Source organism: Kaistella rhinocerotis, assembly GCF_030243905.1.
GTDB lineage: Bacteria > Bacteroidota > Bacteroidia > Flavobacteriales > Weeksellaceae > Kaistella > Kaistella rhinocerotis.
Map to the genome: position 1 here is coordinate 177,180 of NZ_JASSYY010000001.1, position 21,707 is coordinate 198,886.

22 protein-coding genes are annotated in these 21,707 nt (G+C 42.7%); 17 read left to right on the top strand and 5 right to left on the bottom strand.

Annotated features, from left to right (window positions below; all coding sequences use genetic code 11):
* Window positions 1–53: 53 nt before the first annotated feature.
* Together lysS and QEP06_RS00820 are read right to left on the bottom strand one after the other, a co-directional pair.
* A complete protein-coding gene (gene lysS / locus QEP06_RS00815; RefSeq protein ID WP_251833548.1) occupies window positions 54–1,751 on the bottom strand; it encodes a lysine--tRNA ligase in 1,698 nt (565 codons plus the stop codon).
* 124 nt (window positions 1,752–1,875) lie between these two features.
* Window positions 1,876–2,097, bottom strand: coding sequence for a hypothetical protein (locus QEP06_RS00820; protein ID WP_285268655.1), 222 nt, complete (start codon window positions 2,095–2,097; stop codon window positions 1,876–1,878).
* A gap of 132 nt (window positions 2,098–2,229) precedes the next feature.
* Here QEP06_RS00820 and QEP06_RS00825 point away from each other — a divergent pair, with 132 nt between their 5' ends.
* The 15 genes from QEP06_RS00825 to lipB all read left to right on the top strand — a co-directional run bounded on the left by QEP06_RS00825 (window position 2,230) and on the right by lipB (window position 17,230).
* Complete coding sequence (locus tag QEP06_RS00825; RefSeq protein WP_285268656.1) at window positions 2,230–2,616, top strand: hypothetical protein; 387 nt, start codon at window positions 2,230–2,232, stop codon at window positions 2,614–2,616.
* A gap of 85 nt (window positions 2,617–2,701) precedes the next feature.
* Window positions 2,702–3,193, top strand: a complete 492-nt coding sequence (locus tag QEP06_RS00830) for a hypothetical protein (protein WP_285268657.1) — start codon at window positions 2,702–2,704, stop codon at window positions 3,191–3,193.
* Window positions 3,194–3,286: 93 nt separating this feature from the next.
* Window positions 3,287–6,433 carry an efflux RND transporter permease subunit gene (locus QEP06_RS00835; protein WP_341850000.1) on the top strand — a complete coding sequence of 1,049 codons (3,147 nt, stop codon included), beginning with the start codon at window positions 3,287–3,289 and terminating at the stop codon, window positions 6,431–6,433.
* Between the two features lie 118 nt (window positions 6,434–6,551).
* Window positions 6,552–6,911 carry a hypothetical protein gene (locus tag QEP06_RS11640; protein WP_341850001.1) on the top strand — a complete coding sequence of 120 codons (360 nt, stop codon included), beginning with the start codon at window positions 6,552–6,554 and terminating at the stop codon, window positions 6,909–6,911.
* Window positions 6,908–7,657 carry a TolC family protein gene (locus QEP06_RS11645; protein ID WP_341850002.1) on the top strand — a complete coding sequence of 250 codons (750 nt, stop codon included), beginning with the start codon at window positions 6,908–6,910 and terminating at the stop codon, window positions 7,655–7,657. Before QEP06_RS11640 ends, QEP06_RS11645 begins: the two co-directional genes overlap by 4 nt.
* Before the next feature lie 59 nt (window positions 7,658–7,716).
* Window positions 7,717–8,283, top strand: coding sequence for a cytochrome b/b6 domain-containing protein (locus QEP06_RS00840; protein ID WP_285268658.1), 567 nt, complete (start codon window positions 7,717–7,719; stop codon window positions 8,281–8,283).
* Window positions 8,284–8,301: 18 nt separating this feature from the next.
* Window positions 8,302–9,432, top strand: coding sequence for an efflux RND transporter periplasmic adaptor subunit (locus QEP06_RS00845; protein ID WP_285268659.1), 1,131 nt, complete (start codon window positions 8,302–8,304; stop codon window positions 9,430–9,432).
* A gap of 207 nt (window positions 9,433–9,639) precedes the next feature.
* Window positions 9,640–11,061, top strand: a complete 1,422-nt coding sequence (locus QEP06_RS00850; protein ID WP_285268660.1) for an anthranilate synthase component I family protein — start codon at window positions 9,640–9,642, stop codon at window positions 11,059–11,061.
* Between the two features lie 97 nt (window positions 11,062–11,158).
* On the top strand, window positions 11,159–11,722 hold the full coding sequence (locus QEP06_RS00855) for an anthranilate synthase component II (protein ID WP_285268661.1): 564 nt from the start codon (window positions 11,159–11,161) through the stop codon (window positions 11,720–11,722).
* 86 nt (window positions 11,723–11,808) lie between these two features.
* A complete protein-coding gene (trpD, locus tag QEP06_RS00860) occupies window positions 11,809–12,795 on the top strand; it encodes an anthranilate phosphoribosyltransferase (RefSeq protein ID WP_285268662.1) in 987 nt (328 codons plus the stop codon).
* Window positions 12,796–12,899: 104 nt separating this feature from the next.
* The gene (trpC, locus tag QEP06_RS00865) at window positions 12,900–13,679 is read left to right on the top strand and encodes an indole-3-glycerol phosphate synthase TrpC (RefSeq protein ID WP_285268663.1); all 780 of its coding nucleotides are present in this window, start codon (window positions 12,900–12,902) and stop codon (window positions 13,677–13,679) included.
* A complete protein-coding gene (locus QEP06_RS00870) occupies window positions 13,676–14,302 on the top strand; it encodes a phosphoribosylanthranilate isomerase (RefSeq protein ID WP_285268664.1) in 627 nt (208 codons plus the stop codon). Before trpC ends, QEP06_RS00870 begins: the two co-directional genes overlap by 4 nt.
* Entirely contained in the window at window positions 14,289–15,470 is a 1,182-nt protein-coding gene (gene trpB, locus QEP06_RS00875) for a tryptophan synthase subunit beta (RefSeq protein WP_285268665.1), read from the top strand. The genes QEP06_RS00870 and trpB overlap by 14 nt, the downstream gene beginning before the upstream one ends.
* A gap of 128 nt (window positions 15,471–15,598) precedes the next feature.
* Window positions 15,599–16,381 (top strand): tryptophan synthase subunit alpha, encoded by a 783-nt coding sequence (gene trpA, locus QEP06_RS00880; protein WP_285268666.1) that lies wholly within the window; start codon window positions 15,599–15,601, stop codon window positions 16,379–16,381.
* A 126-nt stretch (window positions 16,382–16,507) separates the two neighbouring features.
* Window positions 16,508–17,230, top strand: a complete 723-nt coding sequence (gene lipB / locus QEP06_RS00885) for a lipoyl(octanoyl) transferase LipB (protein WP_285268667.1) — start codon at window positions 16,508–16,510, stop codon at window positions 17,228–17,230.
* Here lipB and QEP06_RS00890 read toward each other — a convergent pair.
* Window positions 17,227–17,520, bottom strand: coding sequence for a putative quinol monooxygenase (locus QEP06_RS00890; protein ID WP_285268668.1), 294 nt, complete (start codon window positions 17,518–17,520; stop codon window positions 17,227–17,229). The two genes, lipB and QEP06_RS00890, sit on opposite strands and share 4 nt — an antisense overlap.
* 151 nt (window positions 17,521–17,671) lie before the next feature.
* On the opposite strand from QEP06_RS00890, the gene QEP06_RS00895 reads away from it, so the two are divergent.
* Complete coding sequence (locus QEP06_RS00895; protein ID WP_285268669.1) at window positions 17,672–19,006, top strand: dihydrolipoamide acetyltransferase family protein; 1,335 nt, start codon at window positions 17,672–17,674, stop codon at window positions 19,004–19,006.
* Between the two features lie 247 nt (window positions 19,007–19,253).
* Entirely contained in the window at window positions 19,254–19,724 is a 471-nt protein-coding gene (locus QEP06_RS00900; RefSeq protein WP_285268670.1) for a GNAT family N-acetyltransferase, read from the top strand.
* Between the two features lie 35 nt (window positions 19,725–19,759).
* Here QEP06_RS00900 and QEP06_RS00905 read toward each other — a convergent pair whose 3' ends face one another.
* Both QEP06_RS00905 and QEP06_RS00910 read right to left on the bottom strand, forming a co-directional pair.
* Complete coding sequence (locus QEP06_RS00905) at window positions 19,760–20,209, bottom strand: GAF domain-containing protein (RefSeq protein WP_285268671.1); 450 nt, start codon at window positions 20,207–20,209, stop codon at window positions 19,760–19,762.
* 18 nt (window positions 20,210–20,227) lie between these two features.
* A complete protein-coding gene (locus tag QEP06_RS00910; protein ID WP_425256184.1) occupies window positions 20,228–21,655 on the bottom strand; it encodes a TonB-dependent receptor in 1,428 nt (475 codons plus the stop codon).
* Window positions 21,656–21,707: the final 52 nt, after the last annotated feature.

Sequence of the window (21,707 nt, forward strand, 5' to 3'; positions counted from 1 at the left end):
TTTATGAAACAGAAAACCCCGGGTGATGGCCTGGGGTTCTGAAAATTAATAGTTTAAAGCAGAATCATATTCACCTTTTCATCGGTCTTCTCTACTTTAATCAGATTGTTTTTGGTTAAATTTTTCGTGGCTTTATCCCATTTTTTACCGGAGAGCTGTGAGCGGTTTTTTACTTCCGCAATCTCCATCGGCTCTTCCTGAGATTTTAGGATCTCCAAAATCATTTTTTCGTCTTCGCCGAGTTCAACCTGTGGAACCACTTTTTCAGGTTTCATCTGTGGAAAGAAAAGTACTTCCTGGATCGACGGATTATTTGTTAAAAACATGATCAGGCGGTCCATTCCGATACCTAAACCTGACGTTGGCGGCATACCGTATTCAAGGGCGCGTAAGAAATCATTATCGATGAACATGGCTTCATCATCTCCCCGTTCGGAAAGTGCCATTTGGGATTCGAAACGTTCTCTTTGGTCTATTGGGTCATTTAATTCTGAATATGCGTTGGCGATTTCCTTGCCGCAAACCATCAGCTCAAAACGTTCTGTAAGTCCTTCTTTGCTGCGGTGCTTCTTGGTCAAAGGTGACATCTCCACCGGATAATCGGTAATGAATGTCGGCTGGATGAAATTTCCCTCACATTTTTCGCCGAAAATCTCATCGATGAGTTTTCCTTTGCCCATCGTTTCATTTACTTCGATGCCGATTGACCTGGCAAAATCAAATAATTCCTGTTCAGATTTTCCGGTAATGTCAAAACCAGTGAATTTCAAGATGGCATCTGTCATTGAAATCCTCGGATATGGCGCTTTCCAGTTAATTGAATGTTCACCAAAAGTTGATTCAGCGGTACCGTTAACCTGCAGGGCGCAGAATTCCAGAAGTTTTTCGGTAAAATCCATCATCCAGTTGTAGTCTTTGTAGGCTACATAGATTTCCATTGCGGTAAATTCCGGGTTGTGCGTTCTGTCCATTCCTTCATTTCTGAAGTTTTTCGAGAACTCATAAACGCCGTCAAAACCTCCTACGATAAGCCTTTTAAGATAAAGCTCGTTGGCAATTCTCAGATATAATGGTATATCGAGCGCATTGTGATGCGTTATGAATGGTTTCGCTGCCGCACCGCCGGGAATCGACTGAAGAATAGGAGTTTCCACTTCGAAATAGCCCGCGTCATTAAAAAATGTACGCATTGCATTAAAGAGTTTTGTACGTTTCACGAAAACGTCTTTCACCTGCGGATTCACGATCAAATCTACATACCGCTGACGGTATCTAAGCTCAGGATCATTGAAAGCATCATGCGTAACCCCATTTTCGTCCGTGCGCGGCTGTGGCAGAGGGCGCAGTGATTTGGTCAAAATCTTAAAGCTTTCCACCTTCACGGTCATCTCGCCAACCTGCGTGGTGAAAAGTTCACCTTCAAGTCCGATGATGTCGCCGATATCCAACAAATGTTTATAAACCTCGTTATACAGGGTTTTATCTTCGCCTGTGCAGATCTCGTCCCGGTTAAAATAAACCTGAATTCTACCTTCCGAATCTTGCAGTTCGGCAAAACTCGCCTTACCCTGAATCCGGCGGCTCATCAGTCGACCTGCGATTTGAACTTTTTTGCCTTCTTCAAAGTTGGATTTTATCGTAGCGGTAGTCTCGGTGATATTATATTCCTCAGCCGGAAATGCATCTATACCCATTTTCTGCAGGGTTTGTAACTTTTCTCTTCTGATGATTTCCTGTTCTGATAACTGCATTATTCTTAAGTTTTTAAGGCTGCAAATTTACACAAATTCCGCTAAATACAGCCGTTTCTGATCACCAAAAAAGCAGCGCCAAGGCTGCTTTATAAATTCTTTAAGACAAAAACGCGTTAGTGTATTACTTAACGTCAGTTTGTGGATCGATTGCAACCGAGTCCGGTGCTTCCGGCGAACCGTTACCATAGGCCTTTGTAGGAGAATCCTGAACGGCCGACGAATCTGAAACGCTAGTTGCTACAGGCTCCTGCAGCATGCTGTCAGATTCCGTAGTGGTTTCTTTCTTAGAACAGCTGGCTACTGCCAAACCACTGATTAGTGCAAGTGCGAATAATTTTTTCATTGTAATTTAATTTGAACAAAAATAGAAATTTAAGAATGAACGAAAGATCAGGGCGATTTTATTTTTATTTAAAGTAAATACAAATTGATAAGTTTCGGGTAACTAAGCTTTTGAATGTCGTAAATTTGAGTTGTGAAAAGGTTCGTTATTTACATGTTCGTCTCCATTTATCTTTTTTCGTTTGCAGAGATGAGGCAGGTGCTGAAATTTCCGAATTTCATAGAACATTACCTTGCGCATAAAATCACAGACCGTAGCACATCTGTGTTTTCGTTCCTGAAGATGCATTACCTGAATGATCATCCGGTAGATGCAGATTATCAGCAGGATATGAAGCTGCCTTTTAAAACTCACGAAGCCAATACCATCGTTTCTAATCCGCTCATCATCCCGGAAAATTTCAGTTTTGCGCTGACTCCGCCGCGGTTTTTCACGGTAAAATCCCATATTTATTCTCACAGCTCCCATTACGCGTCCAATCTCTTGGGATTCATATTCCGGCCGCCGATTTTAGTTTAAATATTTAAGCAGCACGCGCAGAATTTCAATAATTCAGTTATTGACGTTTTCGCGATACCATTATTTAAATTTAAAATCAAACAAAATGAACAATACACATCTGCATTTGGTGGTAAACCATTTGCCAATCATATTTCCGGTCGTAGGATTGATAATTCTAATCATCGGTATTTTCACTAAAACCGAAATTTCAAAACGTAACGCGTACATCACATTTATTATAGGCGCAATAGCGTCGATAGCCGCGATGGCTACAGGCGAAGGGGCCGAACATGGCGTAGAAAATCTTCCCGGCGTTGCAGAAAGCCTGATTGAAACACATGAAGAAGCAGCCGAACTCTTTGCAGGTCTGTCTTATATTTTAGGTGGAGTGAGTACTGTAGCGCTTTTCGCGAGTTTCCGAAGCTATACATTTTCTAAAATAATGCCTTTCATCGTCGGTTTATTTGCCTTAGCAACCTTGTTTTTTGCCCAAAAGGCTGGCACAACCGGTGGTGAAATCCGTCATACGGAAATTAGAAGCGGAGCTGCGGCCCAAAATGGAAATGCTTCTAAGGATGGCGGCGATAATGATTAATTTCACTTTAAAGTTATTTTATCATAAATCTCTTAAAATGAGCATTTTAGTTTGTAAATTTATTATGGTGATCATTAATTATAAAGTGAAAAAATGTTAGACAGAATCATAAGTTTTTCCATAAAAAATAAGCTGATCATCTTGTTGATGACCTTGGGCTGGATTATTTATGGAATAATAGAACTCAGAAAATTACCTATTGATGCGGTGCCTGATATTACGGATAATCAGGTACAGCTGATTACGTCGTCGCCAAGTTTGGGCGCTCCCGATGTGGAACGGTTTATTACTTTTCCGTTAGAACAGGCGATGAACAATATACAGGGAATCAAACAGATGCGAAGTTTTTCGCGTTTCGGTCTTTCTGTTGTGACCATTGTTTTCGAGGAAGACGTAGATCTTTATCTCGCAAGGCAGCAGGTTTCCGAACGGTTACAAAATGTTTCCAAAGATATTCCCGTAACGCTTGGAGTCCCAGAAATGGCCCCAATTTCTACTGGTTTAGGCGAAATTTATCAGTATGTAATACGTCCGAAAACCGGTTACGAGAACCGTTACACTGCTATGGAGCTCCGTACCATTCAGGATTGGATTGTAAGACGACAACTCCTGGGTACTGAAGGTGTTGCTGATGTTGCCAGTTTTGGCGGAAACCTGAAGCAGTATGAAGTTGCAGTAAATCCTGCGCAACTTAAAGCGATGGGAGTTACGATGCAGGAGGTTTTCACCGCTCTGGAAAACAATAACCAGAATACCGGTGGTGCATATATTGAAAAAGGTCCTACAATTCTCTACATCAGAACAGAAGGTTTGATGGGAAAGATTCATGACATCGAAAAAACGGTTGTTAAAAATCTTCCCGATGGAACGCCTGTTTTAATTGAAAATATTGCAAAAGTGCAGTACGGAAATGCGATCAGATACGGTGCAATGACTTATAACGGAAAAGGGGAAGTGGCCGGTGCGGTGGTGATGATGATGAAAGGTGCCAATTCCAATAAAGTTATTGAGAATGTAAAAATCCGCATCGACGAAATCCGTAAAACCCTTCCGGAAGGCGTGGTGATTGAACCGTTTCTTGACCGGACCAAGATGGTAAACAATGCAATCAGCACAGTTTCAAAAAACCTTTTGGAGGGCGCATTAATCGTCATTTTTGTTCTTGTAGTTTTCCTCGGAAATCTTAGGGCAGGATTTATCGTTTCGTCTGTCATTCCGCTTTCCATGCTTTTTGCATTTATCATGATGAATATCTTCGGGGTTTCCGGAAATCTGATGAGTTTAGGTGCACTCGATTTCGGATTGATTGTGGATGGTGCCGTGATTATTGTGGAAGCCATTCTACACAGGCTTCACGGCCCAACGCTCGCCAACAAAAACTTCCTTACCGCCAAAGAAATGGACGAAACCGTGGAAAGTTCAGCTGGTAAAATGATGAATTCGGCGGTATTTGGACAGATAATTATTCTGATTGTTTACTTGCCAATCTTGACGTTGGAAGGGGTGGAAGGTAAAATGTTCAAGCCCATGGCGCAAACGGTGATTTTTGCACTTTTAGGTGCATTTATCCTGTCTTTAACGTATGTCCCGATGATGAGCGCGCTCTTTCTGTCCAAGAAAATTACACATAAGAAAAATTATGCCGACCGGATGATGGATAAGCTTGAAGCGGTTTATGATAAAATTCTTAAGGTAGTTTTAAAATTTCAGAATCCTTTATTTTTCAGTGTTTTAGGGCTTTTCTTCTTCTCGGTTTTTATCATGACTAAATTAGGTGGAGAATTTATTCCCACACTTCCCGAAGGCGATTTTGCCGTTGATACAAGGGTTTTACCTGGAAGTAACCTTAAAACTTCAACTGACGCAGTTTTAAAAAGCCAGCAAATTCTACTGAAAAAATTCCCTGAAATTGAAAAAATTGTAGGGAAAACCGGAAGCAGCGAAATTCCAACCGATCCAATGCCGATCGATGCGAGCAACATGATGATTATCCTGAAACCGCGTAAAGAATGGACTTCCGCCAAATCATATGACGAACTTGCCGAAAAAATGTCTGCGGAACTCAAGAAAAATATCGTGGGCGTAACTTATTCCTTCCAATATCCGGTTAACATGCGGTTTAATGAACTGATGACCGGTGCAAGACAGGATGTTGTATGTAAAATTTTCGGCGAAAATCTCGATTCGTTAAAGATTTATGCTGAAAAATTGGGCGAAATTTCTAAGAAAATTGATGGAGCAGAAAATATTTATGTTGAGCCGGTTTCCGGAATGCCCCAAATTTTAATTGAATATAACCGCGCCGCGCTGTCGCAATATGGATTAAGCATTGGTGAGGTCAACAGAATGGTGAATACTGCTTTTGCGGGCCAAAGTGCGGGTTCTGTTTTCGAAGAAGAGAAAAAATTTGATTTGGTAGTCCGTCTGGATGGGGAACTCCGGAAAAATCTCGAAGATGTAAAAAATCTTCTGATTCCAACACCAACTGGTGTCGAAATTCCTTTAAGCGCAGTAGCTCAGGTGGAACTGAAAGAAAGTGTAAACCAGATCCAGCGCGAGGAAGCACACCGCCGAATCATTGTTGGATTCAATGTGAAAGAACGCGACATTCAGTCGACCGTGCAGGATTTACAGCAAATGGTTGATAAGAATTTAAAACTTCCCGTAGGTTATACCATCAAGTACGGCGGAACGTTCGAGAATCTTCAGCATGCGCAGCAACGTCTTGGTATTGCGGTTCCTATCAGTTTGGCTTTAATACTTCTGATGCTTTATTTCGCCTTCAGTTCAGTGAAATATGGTTTGATTATTTTCACCACAATTCCACTTTCTGCGATTGGTGGAATTCTGTCACTGTGGGCTCGGGATATGAACTTCAGTATTTCTGCGGGGGTGGGTTTTATCGCTCTTTTCGGAGTCGCGGTGCTTAACGGGATTGTCCTTATTGCAGAATTTAACAGGCAGAAAGAAATCCATTCAGATTTAAACGAAGTGGTGCGGGTTGGTGGTAAAATGCGCCTCCGTCCGGTACTGATGACCGCTTTGGTAGCCTCTCTCGGATTTTTGCCTATGGCGATAAGCCAGGGTGAAGGTGCAGAAGTGCAACGACCGCTCGCAACAGTAGTGATCGGAGGTTTACTTCTCGCGACATTCCTCACCCTTTTCATCTTACCAACTGTTTATATCTGGTTTGAAAAACATTTTCCACAACGTAAAAAAACCATTAACCTCGATGAATAATTTTAAAATAATGAAACCTCAATATCTCAGTCTCTTTTTTCTAATATTTTTTCTAAAATCCTTTTCGCAGACTCCAATTTCTTTGGAAAATGCGTACGACAGAGCAATTCAAAACAATTTGAATTTAAAATCGGGTCAGCTGAAAGTTGATTATCAGAACCGCATCCAAAACTCTGCTGTAGCGATAGATCCTTTGAATATTAATGCAGAAATCGGACAAATTAATTCTGCATATGTGGACAATGCTTTTTCCGTTAACCAAACGCTGCGGCTGCCGAAATTCTATAAAACCCAAAAACAGGTTTTAACGGAACAGTGGAAAAACGCAAAGCTGGGTCTGGATGTTCAGAAATGGCAACTGAAAAAGGAAATCGCTTTAGTTTACAATAATCTAAATTATCTGGACGAAAAACAGAAACTTCTGAAAAAAGCTGACAGCATCTATTCAAATTATTACAAACGATCTGAATTAGGTTGAAAGCAGGCGAAAGTAACATTCTGGAAAAAACCACCGCTGAAGCTTACCGAAGCCAGGCCGAAATTCAGCTCCAAAGTTTGCTGAAGGACCGCGAAATTTCAATTCATCAGTTTAGTTATCTGATTAATGATGGTGAAATGTATCAGAATGAAAAAGGGAGTTTTTATCTTTTGAATTTGGATTTTGATGAGAATTTTAGCGGAAACCCTTTAGTTCTGTCGCAACTCGAGCGTCAGAAAAACATTGAAAATGCAAGACTTGAAGCTGAAAAAGCCAAACTTTTACCGAGTTTCAATCTTGGGATAAATTCCACAACTATGAAAGGAAACGGCTCAGATGATAAGTTTTATAACGGAACTCACCGCTTTCAGACCGGTTTGGTGGGCGTGGCGCTTCCAGTTTTTAATTCTGCACAGAAATCCCTGATTGAAGGGCAGAAAATTAACCAGCAGATTGCCGAAAACAATTACGATATCGCTGTTCGTGACTTTAAAAACAGATATGCAAAAACCTACAGCGAATACCAGAAACTGAAATCTGAAATCGATTATTATAAAACAAAAGGTTTAAAAAACGCTCAAACCATCCTGTTTACAGCAGATCTACTGTCTAAAGAAGGTGAAATCAACTATCTGGAATATACCATTTTAGTGAATCAGTCGCTTGATATTCAGAACAAGTATATCGACGCTGAAAACACTTTGAATGAGAAAATTATTGAACTTAATAATCTTAAAAATAAATAAAGAATTTTTTGCTGCGAAGTTTCAAATAGAACTTCAAAACGAAATTTAAAAATAAGGCTATGAAAAAATTCACAACACTCCACAGGCTCATCCACTGGTTAATCGCAGTTTCAATGCTGGTGCTTTTTGCCACCGGATTTTTAAGAATGTACTGGATGTCAAAAAAAACCATCACTACCGCAATTTCTGCAGAACTGGGCAAAAATAATGTTCAACTACCGCAGGAAAGTGTAGTTGGCATCGCGAAAAGCATCATTAACCCAATGTTCGACTGGCATATCAATTTCGCGTATGTGCTTGTTTTCGCTTATATTTTAAGAATTATATATCTTTTAGCTAAAGGCGTAAGATACCCTAATCCTTTCCCCAAATCATCTACAGGAAAAGAGAAACTTCAGGGGACTGTGTACAGTATTTTCTATATTTTGCTGGCGGTACAAATGGTCACCGGTTTTGCGCTGATGTGGGAGCTTGCTTCAGAACAGGCGCTGGAAAGGGCAGAAGAGATTCACAAATTTGCGGTCTACTGGATGCCTATATTTGTATTGCTGCATTTTGCTGGAATTACAGTAGCAGAACTCACGAATAAAAAAGGAATTACCTCCAAAATGATTGGCGGCGAATAATTAAACCGTTAAAAAAAAATGAAAAAATCAATTAGAGTAATGCTTTCCGGGGTTCTTTTATTCTCCTGTTCCAAAAAGGAGGAAACGGTAACCCAGGAAACATACGCCATTTCCGACGACCAAATCACACTGACCGATTTGCAAAAAAAAACGGCTGCCATTGAAACTACAACACTTAATAGTGAGAATATTGCCAACAAAATTCTCCTGACCGGGCAAATTGATGTGCCGCCAACAGGAATGGCAGGTGTTTCTTCTTCAACAGGAGGAATTATAAAAACTGCACGTTTTGTACCGGGAAATTATGTAACCCGCGGTCAAACTTTAGCAGTTGTTGAAAATCCGGACTTTGCGAGACTTCAGCAGGACTATCTTCAGGCAAAATCGAATTTGGGGTATGCGCAGAAAGATTATGACCGCCAGAAATATTTGAATAAATACCAGGCAAGTTCCGACAAGGTTACTCAGAAAGCTGCCAACGAAGCCCAATCACAGGGTGCTGCCGTTCGCGGAATTGAATCTCAACTGCGGTTTTACGGAATAAGCCCTGGAAGTGTGAGTTCCGGCAATATCAGAAAATCTGTGGCAGTAGTCGCACCGATTTCGGGTTACATTTCAAGAGTAAACGCGACTATTGGCCAGTATGTTTCTTCCGCCGATGTTTTGTATGAAATTGTAAATAACGGACAGATCCACTTGGCTTTAAAAGTCTTCGAAAAAGATCTGAATAAAATTTCAGTCGGACAAAAAGTCTATTCATTTACAAACCAGAACCCAACAAAAAAATTCGCCGCAACGGTGAAATTAATCGGTAAAGATTTTGCGCCGGACCGCAGCGTTCTCATCCATTGTGATCTGATCTATAAAGATGAAAGCCTTATTCCTGGAACCTTCATGAATGCAGAGATTGAAGTGAATGCAGAACAAGGATTTGTAATTCCAGACGATGCAGTTGTAACCTGGGAAGGGAAACAGTATGTTTTTGAAGAAGTAAAACCCAAAACGTACAAAATGTTTCCTGTCACGATAGGAAATTCTGAAAACGGTTTAACCGAACTGCTGAATTTTGACATTAAAAATGCGAATAAAGCCTTTGTAACTAAAGGCGCATATCATTTGCTGATGGCACTGAAAAATGTTGAAGAGTAATTTTTCTAATTTTTTTCTTTTTAAATTAGAAATGATTTCTATATTTGTCCCAATGATAACGATCAACAATACAAACTGGTGGTGGCCTCAAAACTTTCAAAGTCTTGAGCACTGTTCTTTTGTGTAAATATATCCCACCAAAAAAATAAGAAGACTTTGACGAATGCGTTGAAGTCTTTTTTTTATTTCTAAAACTTAAATCCAAACATGAAATTTAATCAAAATATCAAACTGAAAACCACCGTAAAATCGACGTTGAGCGATCTTTTTACGCCAATCGGAATTTACCTCAGGCTACGTGATCAGTTTCGGGATACCATCCTTTTGGAAAGCGCCGGAAACCAAAATACCGATAACAATTTCTCCTTTATCGCGGTGAATGCCATTGCCGGAATTGAAATTCGGAATTATACCGAAGCTCAAATTAAGTTTCCGCTCGAAAGTGCTGAAAAAATAAATATCGAGACTCAAAAACTGACGGATTTACTGCAGGAATTCTCAAATTGTTTTGATTGTCAGGAGCCGAATTTGCCAATTGGAAAGACCGCGCAGGGTTTTTACGGTTACACATCGTACGACGCGATTCCTTTTTTTGAAAGCATCAAGTTTAAAGAGATGTCAGAAGAAAACAGGATTCCGCTGCTGCGCTACCGCCTTTATCAGTACGTCATTGCGATCAATCATCACAATGATGAAATGTTTCTGATCGAAAATAAAATTGATGGATTGAAATCTGAGGTCGCAGTGGTAGAAAATTTAATCCAGCAAAAGAATGCACCCATTTTCCCATTTAAAAAAGCGGGCGCTGAAGAATCAAATCTCACCGATGAAGAATACCGAATCTCGGTTGAGACCGCCAAAAAACACTGTTTCCGGGGTGATGTTTTTCAGTTGGTGTTAAGCCGCAGGTTTCAGCAGAAGTTTGTGGGCGACGAATTCAATGTCTACCGTGCTTTGCGGAATATCAATCCGTCGCCATACCTGTTCTTTTTTGATTATGGAGATTATAAACTGATGGGTTCGAGCCCGGAAAGTCAGCTGATCATCAAAGACAACCGTGCGATCATTCATCCGATTGCCGGCACATTCAAACGTACCGGAAACATTGAAGATGACCTTAAAGCTGCTGAAGAACTAACGCAGGATGCAAAAGAAAACGCGGAACACACCATGCTTGTTGATTTGGCGAGAAATGATTTGAGCATTCTCGGAAAAAACACCAAAGTTTCCAAGCTCAAAGAAATCCAGTTTTTTTCGCATGTGATTCACATGGTTTCAGAGGTTACCGCCGATGTTTCAGAAGATCAGAATCCGTATGAAATGATTGCAACCACCTTTCCTCAGGGAACTTTAAGCGGAGCGCCGAAATACCGCGCCATGCAGCTGATCGATGAGTATGAAAAAACTTCGCGCAGTTTTTATGGCGGTTCGATCGGTTTCGTTGGTTTTGATGGAAGCTGCAACCAGGCGATCATGATCCGCACCTTTTTAAGCAAAAACAATACACTTTTTTATCAGGCCGGTGCCGGCATCGTGGCCAAATCTTCCCCGGAAAATGAACTGCAGGAAGTTAATAATAAATTGGGCGCGCTGAAAAAGGCAATTGTGAAAGCGGAAAAACTTACATAAAAGTCACCAAGTGACGGCTAAATTAAGGACAGGAAGAATTCCTGTCAGGCTTAATAAATGATCGGAAGAATTCCTCTAAAAATCCAAAAAAGACAACATGAAAATATTAGTTTTAGATAATTACGACAGTTTTACTTACAATCTGGTTCAGATGATTGAGGAAATTGTCATTGAGAAAGTAGACGTTTTCCGCAACGACCAAATTTCATTGGAAGACATTGATAAGTACGATCAAATTATCCTTTCCCCAGGACCTGGAATCCCCGAAGAAGCCGGAATTCTTCTTGAAGTTATTAGAAAATATGCGCCGACAAAATCGATTCTCGGCGTTTGCCTTGGTCAGCAGGCGATTGCAGAAGCTTTTGGCGGAAGTCTGATCAATCTTTCGGAGATCTATCACGGCGTCGCCACGGAATCTACAAAGGTTTCGGAACATCGGATTTTCCAGAATTTACCAGATAATTTGGAGGTCGGCAGATACCATTCCTGGGCAGTAAATCCTGAAGATTTCCCTGAAGAATTAGAAATCACGAGCATCGATAAAAACGGAATGATTATGAGTTTAAAGCACAAAATCTACGATGTTCACGCAGTTCAGTACCACCCGGAAAGTATTTTAACGCCGGACGGAAAGCAGATTTTGGAAAACTTTTTAAAATAGTTGATAGATTTCGGTTGATAGTTCTGAGCCATTCAGAACTACACATTAATACCTGACAACCAACAACTAACAACCAGCAACAAATTATGAAACAGATATTACAATATCTATTCAACCACAACACGCTTTCAAAAGCAGAAGCCAAAGCCATTCTCACCGAAATTGCCCAAAACAAATTCAATGAGAATGAAGTCACCGCTTTTGTCACGGTTTTTCTGATGCGCAGCATTACCCTCGAAGAGATTGAGGGTTTTCAGGACGCGCTCTTGCGGCTTTCTGTAACGGTTGATTTGGGTACCGGCGATTTGGTAGATATCGTAGGTACCGGCGGTGACGGAAAAGATACGTTCAATATTTCCACGCTCGCAAGTTTCGTGGTGGCAGGAACCGGGCAGAAAGTGGCAAAACACGGCAATTACGGCGTTTCTTCCATTTCAGGTTCTTCAAATGTGCTTGAGGAACTGGGATATCAGTTTAAAACCAGTTCAGAAGATTTACGCGCAGATTTGTCGAAAGGAAATATCTGTTTTCTTCATGCACCGCTGTTTCATCCCGCGCTTCGCTCTGTGGGACCTTTAAGAAAGGGATTGGGGCTAAGAACTTTTTTCAATATTTTAGGTCCGCTTGTAAATCCTGCGAAGCCAAAATTTTCGATGATCGGCGTATACAGCTTAGAAATCGCAAGGATTTATCAGTATCTGCTGCAGAAAAAACAAGAGAATTTTCTTCTTGTTCATGCACTCGACGGTTACGACGAGATTTCGCTGACCTCGGACACCAAGATTTTCGATAAATCGGGCGAATATATTTTCTCCGCGCAGGAATTGGGTTTCAAAAACATCACCTCCAACAGTATCTTCGGCGGAAACACGAAACAGGATGCGGCAAAGATCTTCAGGTCGGTTCTCGAAGGCAACGGAACTTATGAACAGAATGCTGTTGTACTTGCAAATGCTGCGATGGCCTTAAAAAACACCGGTAAACATGGAGATTACAAACATTGTCTTGCACTGGCGACGGAAAGTTTAGAAAGCGGCAACGCATTAAAATCTCTCGAGAGTATTATCAAATAGATTTTTATGGCGACATTTTCCGTCTTCCACTTCCGCTTCCGCCGCGGCGGAGAGCTCCGTTCAAGCCGGGTCGCGGTCCTTTCATAACCGAAAACTCTTTTATAATGACAATTTTAGATCAGATAATAACAAGAAAAAAGCAGGAAGTTTCCTATTCAAAATCGGCTGTTCCTTTAGAACAACTTAAAGATTCTGAATTTTTTGACCGTGAGACCTATTCACTTAAAGAAACTCTAAAATCCAGATCCGGAATCATCGCTGAATTTAAACGCAAGTCGCCAAGCAAAGGCGTAATCAGTGAAAATGCAGATGTTTTGGATGTGGCAAAGTCTTACGAAAATTTTGGCGCGAGCGGAATTTCAATTTTAACGGATTCTAATTTTTTTGGCGGAAATTTTGCAGATGTTCTAACGGTCAGAAAAGAAATTGATATTCCCCTTTTGCGCAAAGATTTCATGATCGATGAATACCAGTTTTACGAGGCGAAGTCAATCGGAGCGGATGTGGTTTTGCTGATTGCTGCATGTCTTTCGGTCAGCCAGGTGCAGGAATTTACTGATCTTGCACAGGGCCTGGGCTTGGAAGTACTGCTCGAAATCCATACCGACGACGAACTCGCACATTACAACGAAAACGTCGATTTAGTCGGCATTAACAATCGTAATCTGAAAGACTTCAAAGTAGATTTACAGCATTCTGTGAATCTGAAAAATCTGCTTCCTCAAAACACCTTGTCAGTTGCCGAAAGCGGAATTTACAGTGTTGAAGATTTCAGATTCCTCAAAAAAAAAGGCTTCGACGGTTTCCTGATGGGCGAATATTTCATGAAAAGTGAGAATCCGGGAGAAGCGTTTGACAAATTTATAAACGAAATTTCATCATGAAAATAAAAGTCTGCGGTCTCACAAAGCCTGATCAGATCGAGCAGTTAATTGACTTAAAAACAGATTTTCTCGGCTTTATTTTCTACCCGAAATCGTCGCGATATGTTTTGAACCATTTAAATGCAGGCCAGATTTCAGTTATTCCTCATAGTGGAAAAGTGGGTGTATTCGTAAACGAAACCGTAGAAAACATTGTGAAGATGGCAGAAGAATGTTCCTTAAATTATATCCAGTTGCACGGCGATGAAGACGAAAACTATATTGATGAATTGCGAAATAGCCTGAATAAAGAAACTATGATTATCAAAGTTTTCAGAATTGGACAGCATTCAGAAAATCTAAAATCTAAAATTCAAAATTTAAATTTCAATTCCGACTACCTTCTCTTCGACACAGATTCCGAATCATTTGGCGGCACGGGAAAAACCTTTGACTGGCAGATTTTGAATGATTTAGAAATTGCAAAACCCTATTTTTTAAGTGGCGGAATCTCCCTCGAAAATATCGACAAACTCACAACAGTCAAACATCAACCTTTTGCGCTCGACATCAATTCTAAATTTGAAACCGAACCTGGTGTAAAAGACATTGAAAAAATAAAACAACTTTATGAAAAACTATAAAAATCCTGATAAAAACGGCTATTACGGCGAATTTGGTGGCGCATTCATCCCTGAAATGCTTTTTCCAAACGTTGAAGAACTGCAGGCAAACTACCTGACAATTACCGACTCTCCGGAATTCCAGGACGAGTTCCGCGCTTTACTGAGAGATTACGTGGGAAGGGCCACGCCACTGTATTTTGCAAAGAATTTAAGCAAAAAATACCGTACGCAAATCTATCTGAAAAGAGAAGATCTGAACCACACCGGCGCGCACAAAATCAATAACGCCCTGGGACAGGCATTGCTCGCCAAAAAACTCGGCAAAGAGCGAATCATCGCCGAAACCGGCGCCGGACAGCATGGCGTCGCCACCGCCACAGCCTGCGCATTACTCGGATTGGAATGCATCGTCTACATGGGAGAAATCGATATTGCAAGACAGGCTCCGAACGTCGCACGGATGAAAATGCTCGGCGCCACCGTAATTCCGGCAACTTCAGGATCCAAAACGCTGAAAGATGCGGTAAATGAAGCGTTACGCGACTGGATCAATAATTCCACCACCACACATTACATCATCGGAAGCGTGGTTGGGCCGCATCCGTTTCCCGATTTGGTGGCGAGGTTCCAGAGCGTTATTTCAGAAGAAATAAAATGGCAGCTGAAAGAAAAAACCGGCACTGAAAATCCGGATTGCGTGATTGCGTGTGTCGGCGGCGGGAGCAATGCTGCAGGCGCTTTCTACCATTTCGTGAATGAGCAAAAAGTAAAGCTGATCGCGGCCGAAGCGGGTGGTTTTGGCGTAGATTCGGGCAAATCTGCGGCCACCACATTTCTGGGAACTTTAGGCATTCTGCATGGCAGCAAAAGTCTCGTGATGCAGACTGATGACGGCCAGGTTATCGAGCCGCACAGCATTTCTGCGGGCCTTGATTATCCGGGCATCGGACCGTTTCATGCGAACTTATTCAGGGAAGAACGCGCAGAATTTTTCTCCGTAAACGATGATGAGGCACTGAAATCAGCTTTCGAACTTACCAAACTTGAAGGAATCATCCCAGCGCTCGAATCTGCGCATGCACTGGCGGTCTTAGAAAAGAGGAAGTTCGCGGAAAATGAGGTAGTGGTGATTTGTCTGAGCGGTCGCGGCGACAAAGACATGGAAACTTATTTGAAACATCTTTAGCCTTATTTGGGCGCCATTTCCGTCCTCCGCTCCCGCTTTTTTGCTCGTCGTACCTCCTCGCAAAAAGAGCTCCGCTCAGGCCGGGGCGCAGACCACGGCATTTAAAAACAAATTTACTAAATCGAAATATGAATAACACAGATAACATCCAGCCTTCAGCATCCAACATCCAACAGCACAAAAAACTCAATATCTATTTCACCGCAGGAATTCCGCGACTGAACGACACCGCCGAAATTCTGAAAATAATTCAAAGTTCCGGTGCTGAAATGGTTGAAATCGGCATGCCATATTCTGATCCCGTGGCAGATGGGCCGGTAATCCAAAAAGCGCATGAACTCGCGCTGAGAAACGGAATGACGATCGCCACACTTTTTGAGCAACTCAAATCTGTGAAATCCGAAATCCATATTCCGATCGTACTGATGGGTTATATCAATCCCGTCCTTCGTTTCGGATTCGAAATTTTCTGCCGCGAATGTGCCGCCTCGGGCGTTTCCGGCCTGATTATTCCGGATCTGCCGCCCATTGAATTCGAAAAGAACTATCAGCCGGTCTTAAAACAGTACGGCCTCAACTTCATTTTTCTCGTAACTCCGGAAACCTCCAATCAACGGATAAAATACCTCGATTCATTAAGCTCCGGATTTCTTTACGCCGTATCAAGTTCTTCCACCACAGGGAATAATTCGAAAGAAGTGAATAACGAAGAGTACCTGCACCGTTTGGCAAGCCTGAACCTTAAGAATCCGGTAATGATCGGCTTCGGTATCAAAAACAAGGAAGATTTTCAGAAGGTAACGCGGAAAGCGGCTGGCGGAATCATCGGGACGTCTTTCGTCAGCATTTTGCTCGAAAACGACGGCTGGAAAAAAAAGACGGCCGAATTTATCCATATCATAGTTGATTAAAATCGTATTTTTGGCACCGTAAAATCGGGTGCAGGTACTTCGCAATAGGGATTGCAACGGAAAGCCCGGCCCCGCGCGGCTGGCAAAGCTTTGGCCAGGGGATTGCCCCGAAATAAGTAGTAAAAAATGACAGCTATACAGAACAGAACACTGCAGTTTCAGGACCTCGGCTTGATGGAATATGAGGCGGCATTTGCGTTTCAGGAAAAACTGATGCAGAAAATCATAGATTTAAAACTGGAAAACCGCAGTAAAACTCCGGATTTACAGCTCGAAACGCCCAATTATCTGCTTTTTGTGGAGCATCCGCATGTGTACACCATCGGGAAATCGGGCGACGAACAAAATATGCTGGCAAATGCCGAAAAACTGAAGGAAATCAACGCAACGTACGTGAAGACGAACCGCGGCGGCGACATTACTTACCACGGTTTCGGGCAGTTGATCGGCTATCCCGTGTTGGATCTGGATAATTTCTCGTCGGATATTTTCCTGTATATGCGCAATTTGGAAGAAGTGATCATCCGCGTTCTGGCCGAATACGGCATCAAAGGAATGCGCAGCGAAGGCGAAACCGGCGTATGGCTCGATGTGGGCAAACCCTACGCAAGGAAAATCTGCGCGATGGGCGTGAAGACTTCAAAGTGGGTGACGATGCACGGTTTCGGGCTGAATGTGAATACAGACCTGCGCTATTTTGAATACATTATTCCATGCGGGATCAGAGATAAAGCGGTGACATCCATCAGCCGCGAACTTGAACGCACGTTTTCCGACGACGAGATTTTAGACCTTAAAATTAAGATCAAAAAGCATTTCTGCGACGTTTTCGAAGCGCAGATTATCTAAAAAAGTTTGGCGCCGCGGTAAACTTCAGCGCTGCTTTCGAACAGTGGTGCAGCGGCTTTACGGAAATCGGCGAGATGCTCGGACGCGTTGTGCTCACGGTGATGCGCTTCACTTTCCCAAAGTTCCATCAGGAAGAAAACGCCTTTATTCTCCGATTCTTCTATGAGGTCATATTGCAGACAACCGTCTTCTTTTCGTGTTTCAGTCACCAGTTTTTCGAGCAGTTCGAGTGCATCGGTAAGATGGTTTTCCTTGAAATGAAACAGCGCGACGATATATAATTTAGACATAAATTGAAGTGTTTGTCCGGCAAATTTAAGCTAAAATTCCGCTCTTTTTATGCTGTTCAGGTTTTTGCAGGAATGTCAGAAAAGCGGCTTATAATTTCAGATTTCTTTAATCGACAAAAAATTTTATCTTTGTCAAAACCGAATTATCAAAATGGCAGAATATAAATTAATACTTCCTTCGATGGGAGAGGGCGTGATGGAAGCTACTATCATCAGTTGGCTTTACGCGGAAGGCGACACAGTGAACGAAGATGATTCCGTTGTGGAAATTGCGACCGATAAAGTAGATTCAGATGTTCCGACACCCGTTTCGGGAAAGATTGTAAAAATACTGAAGCAGAAAGATGAGGTAGCCAAAATTGGTGAAGCCATTGCGATAATGGAGATCGCCGGTGAAGGCGGTGCCGTGGCTGATCAGCCGCAGGAGCCGAAGACCGCTGAAGATGTTCAGACCGATATTCCGCAACTCAGTGACGAAGAAGTAAAAGAGCTTGAAAAACCGCTTTCAGCTACCAATAAAACGGAATTTTCCGGCGATATTTACCTTTCACCACTTGTGAAAAGCATCGCGCAGGAGGAAAATATTTCCGAAGCCGAACTTAAGTCGATCAAAGGTACAGGTCTTGAAGGCCGAATCACCAAAGAAAACATTCTTGCATACCTTGAAAACAGAAATGTTTCCGCACCTGCACAGGCTGCCGCGCCACAAAGCGCACCTGCACAGGTTGCCCAAACGCCCGCGCCTGCGCCCGTTTCGGCTCCGGTACCTGTGGGTCAGGGTGATGAGGTGATCCAAATGGACCGCGTGCGCAAGATCATTGCAGACGCAATGGTGAACTCAAAACGTATTTCGCCGCATGTTACCTCATTCATCGAAACCGATGTGACCAATGTCGTAAAATGGCGCACGAAACACAAGGATATCTTTGAGAAACGCGAAGGCGAAAAACTAACTTACATGCCGATTTTCGTAAAGGCGATCGTAAAAGCCATTCAGGATTTCCCGCTGATCAACGTATCGGTAGACGGCGATAAAATCATTAAGAAGAAAAACATTAATATAGGGATGGCTACGGCGCTTCCGGACGGTAACCTGATCGTTCCCGTGATCAAAAATGCCGATCAGCTCTCGCTTTCCGGTCTTGCGAAGACCATCAACGATCTGGCTTACCGCGCGCGCAACAAGAAACTCAGACCCGAAGATACGCAGGGCGCTACATATACAATTTCCAATGTGGGCGGTTTCGGAAACCTGATGGGAACACCGATCATCCCGCAGCCGCAAGTCGCGATTTTGGCGGTGGGTGCCATCGTGAAGAAGCCTGCGGTCCTGGAAACAAAAGACGGCGATGTGATTGCGATCCGCAGCCTCATGTTTATGTCACATTCTTACGATCACCGCGTGGTTGACGGCTCGCTGGGCGGCATCTTCCTGAAACACGTGCACGATTATCTGCAGAACTGGGATCTTAATACCGAGATTTAACATAGAAACCTAAATATTAACCTTCGGATTTTCCCGGAGGTTTTTTTTATGCCTCACTTCGCAGAAAAGCACTTTTAAATTTAGATTAGAAGCTATTTCCCGCTTTCACTACTCGCTTTTTTCGGCGGCGGCGAAGCCGCCGCCGAAAAAGAGCTCAAACAGGCCGTTCAATCGGGGCTAGGGGTTTACGTACTTTAGAAAGGTCGTTTAAAAACATTATTTTTACGCTTTAAAATCAAAATGCATTATGTTTACAATCCGCAAAGCGATTCCTTCAGACACGCCGGTAATATTTGATTTAATTAAAAAACTCGCGGTGTACGAAAAACTCGAAAACGACGTGGTGACTTCCGTGGAAGAACTGCACGAAAATATCTTCACAAGGAACTTTGCTAAGGTTTTGATGGCAGAAGAGGATGGTGAACCGGTCGGTTTTGCGCTGTATTTCTATAATTTTTCCACGTTTGTCGGCAAGCCCGGAATCTATCTGGAAGATTTGTTCGTGGAGCCCGAACATCGCGGCAAAGGTTACGGCAAAGCACTTTTAGTAGAACTTGCGCGGATGGCTGCCGCTGAAAACTGCGGCCGTCTGGAATGGTCTGTGCTCGATTGGAACACACCTGCGATCGAATTTTACAAATCGCTGGGTGCCAAACCCATGGACGAATGGACGGTCTTCAGATTGGACCAGCAGGCCATCACCAATCTTTCAGAATAAAAAAAGTGCGGCCTTGCGGGCCGCACTCAGTATTTTTAGTAAATCTTCGCAATTTCGTCGCAAAGCCATTCGAGCATCTCCCGGTCTTCATCCGTGAAAGGATCAAGCGTATGCGAATCGATATCAATCTGACCGATGTTTTCACCGTTTTTGATGATCGGAACTACAATTTCCGCTTTCGTATCGATGGAGCAGCTCAGGTAATTATCTTGTTCATGCACATCGGGCACTACGAATGTTTCATTGGAAACCGCTACCTGGCCGCAAATTCCCTTTCCAAACGGAATAATCGTGTGATCCGTCTCGGCGCCGACATACGGCCCTAAAATGAGCTCATTCTTATCGCCGTTTTTGAAATAAAAACCAGTCCAGTTGAAGTACGGGATTTCCTGATCGAGCAGTTGACAAACCTTTTGCAGTTTATCATTCAAATCATTTGTGGGGCTTTCCAGAATGATGGAAAGACGTTTCTTTATTTCAGACATTGTTGAGATTTTAAGGTTTTAAGAGAATTCTTTCAGCTTCAGTTCTTCCTTGTAGCCGAACATACCGCGTTCTATAATCATTTCCGCAACACCTTCTGGCACCTGATTTTCCCAGCCTGAGATGTGGTGCGCGATTTTGTGCAGGATGTCCCGCGAGTAGATTTCCGAATGGTTCGGGTTATAATCATTGATATCAACGATGCGGCGGTTCTGTTTGAAGTATTTGTACAGCTGCTTGAGGTTATCGCTTACTTTGAGGTTGTTTGAGGTCAGCAGTTCGTGCGTCTCCGGATCTTTATATGGGTACAGATAAACCGTCATGTCCTGTCTGAAGAACTTACCGAAAGCTTCGAGGATTCCACCGGAAAGATTACGGTAATACTTTTCGTCAAATACGTCCAGCAGGTTGTTTACGCCCATTGCCACACCAATTTTTCCGTTCGTGTAGTTAGCGAAATAATCGATCAGACGGTAATATTCGGAGAAATTGGAAATGATAACGGTATAGCCCAGTTTTGCGAGCACATCTACGCGGTCAAGGAAATCGCGTTCGTCAATGTCGCCGGCGGCGCGAAGATTTGAGATCGTTATTTCGAACAAAACCACCGTTTCGTCCACCCCACAGTTCGAATCCTGCATGAACATCTCGAGGCCGCGTTCGAACATATCAATATTCACAAGTGTAACTGGCCTGAAACTGCCGCGAACCGCGAAAATATTCTTTTTGTAGAGCACGTCTGCGGGCAGCATATTGTTTCCTTCAGAATTAAATATCACTGCATCTGTCATCCCGTTCTTCACCAGTTGCAGACTCATAAGGCGGTTATCAACGTACGCAAACGCAGGCCCGCTGAAATCAATCATATCAATGTCTACATTATCCATCGAAATGTCGTCGTAGAGCGATTCGATCAGTTTACGCGGATTGTCGTGCAGGTTAAAGGCACCGTAGATAAGGTTTACACCAAGGCTGCCGAGCGTTTCCTGCTGCAGCGTGGCGTCGTTTTCCATGAATTTTACGTGAAGTACGATCTCGCTGTAATCTTCATTTTCATCGAGCTGGAAGCGCAAGCCTACCCAGCCGTGGCCTTTCATGGTCTTATTGAAATTGATGGTAGTTACCGTGTTGGCATAGGAGAAAAACTTGCGTCCCGGGTTATTTTCGCGGGAAAGCCTTTCTTCAATAAGAGAAACCTCATAGCGCAGCATCTTGCGCAGACGGTTCTGTGTTACATATCGGTTTTTTGCTTCCTTGCCATAAATAGCGTCGCTGAAATCTTTGTCATAGGCAGACATGGCTTTCGCGATCGTACGTGAAGCACCTCCGGCACGGAAAAAGTGCCGAACCGTCTCCTGGCCGGCGCCTATTTCAGCGAATGTACCGTAAATATCTGCATCTAAATTTATAGCTAAAGCTTTCTGCTTTGGGGTCAATTTCGGAAGGATCACGTGCAATTTTTAAATTTTTGTAAATTTACTCATAAAATATAGCAAGGCA

Bases quoted from the DNA above. Each gene is read 5' to 3' on its own strand.
- QEP06_RS00850 (WP_285268660.1), top strand. From the start codon at position 9,640: ATGAAATTTAATCAAAATATCAAACTGAAAACCACCGTAAAATCGACG.
- QEP06_RS00870 (WP_285268664.1), top strand. From the start codon at position 13,676: ATGAAAATAAAAGTCTGCGGTCTCACAAAGCCTGATCAGATCGAGCAG.
- QEP06_RS00845 (WP_285268659.1), top strand. From the start codon at position 8,302: ATGAAAAAATCAATTAGAGTAATGCTTTCCGGGGTTCTTTTATTCTCC.
- QEP06_RS00830 (WP_285268657.1), top strand. From the start codon at position 2,702: ATGAACAATACACATCTGCATTTGGTGGTAAACCATTTGCCAATCATA.
- QEP06_RS00835 (WP_341850000.1), top strand. From the start codon at position 3,287: ATGTTAGACAGAATCATAAGTTTTTCCATAAAAAATAAGCTGATCATC.
- trpB (WP_285268665.1), top strand. From the start codon at position 14,289: ATGAAAAACTATAAAAATCCTGATAAAAACGGCTATTACGGCGAATTT.
- trpD (WP_285268662.1), top strand. From the start codon at position 11,809: ATGAAACAGATATTACAATATCTATTCAACCACAACACGCTTTCAAAA.
- lysS (WP_251833548.1), bottom strand. From the start codon at position 1,751: ATGCAGTTATCAGAACAGGAAATCATCAGAAGAGAAAAGTTACAAACC.
- QEP06_RS00820 (WP_285268655.1), bottom strand. From the start codon at position 2,097: ATGAAAAAATTATTCGCACTTGCACTAATCAGTGGTTTGGCAGTAGCC.
- lipB (WP_285268667.1), top strand. From the start codon at position 16,508: ATGACAGCTATACAGAACAGAACACTGCAGTTTCAGGACCTCGGCTTG.
- QEP06_RS00890 (WP_285268668.1), bottom strand. From the start codon at position 17,520: ATGTCTAAATTATATATCGTCGCGCTGTTTCATTTCAAGGAAAACCAT.
- QEP06_RS00855 (WP_285268661.1), top strand. From the start codon at position 11,159: ATGAAAATATTAGTTTTAGATAATTACGACAGTTTTACTTACAATCTG.
- trpA (WP_285268666.1), top strand. From the start codon at position 15,599: ATGAATAACACAGATAACATCCAGCCTTCAGCATCCAACATCCAACAG.
- QEP06_RS00840 (WP_285268658.1), top strand. From the start codon at position 7,717: ATGAAAAAATTCACAACACTCCACAGGCTCATCCACTGGTTAATCGCA.
- QEP06_RS00900 (WP_285268670.1), top strand. From the start codon at position 19,254: ATGTTTACAATCCGCAAAGCGATTCCTTCAGACACGCCGGTAATATTT.
- QEP06_RS00905 (WP_285268671.1), bottom strand. From the start codon at position 20,209: ATGTCTGAAATAAAGAAACGTCTTTCCATCATTCTGGAAAGCCCCACA.
- QEP06_RS00895 (WP_285268669.1), top strand. From the start codon at position 17,672: ATGGCAGAATATAAATTAATACTTCCTTCGATGGGAGAGGGCGTGATG.
- trpC (WP_285268663.1), top strand. From the start codon at position 12,900: ATGACAATTTTAGATCAGATAATAACAAGAAAAAAGCAGGAAGTTTCC.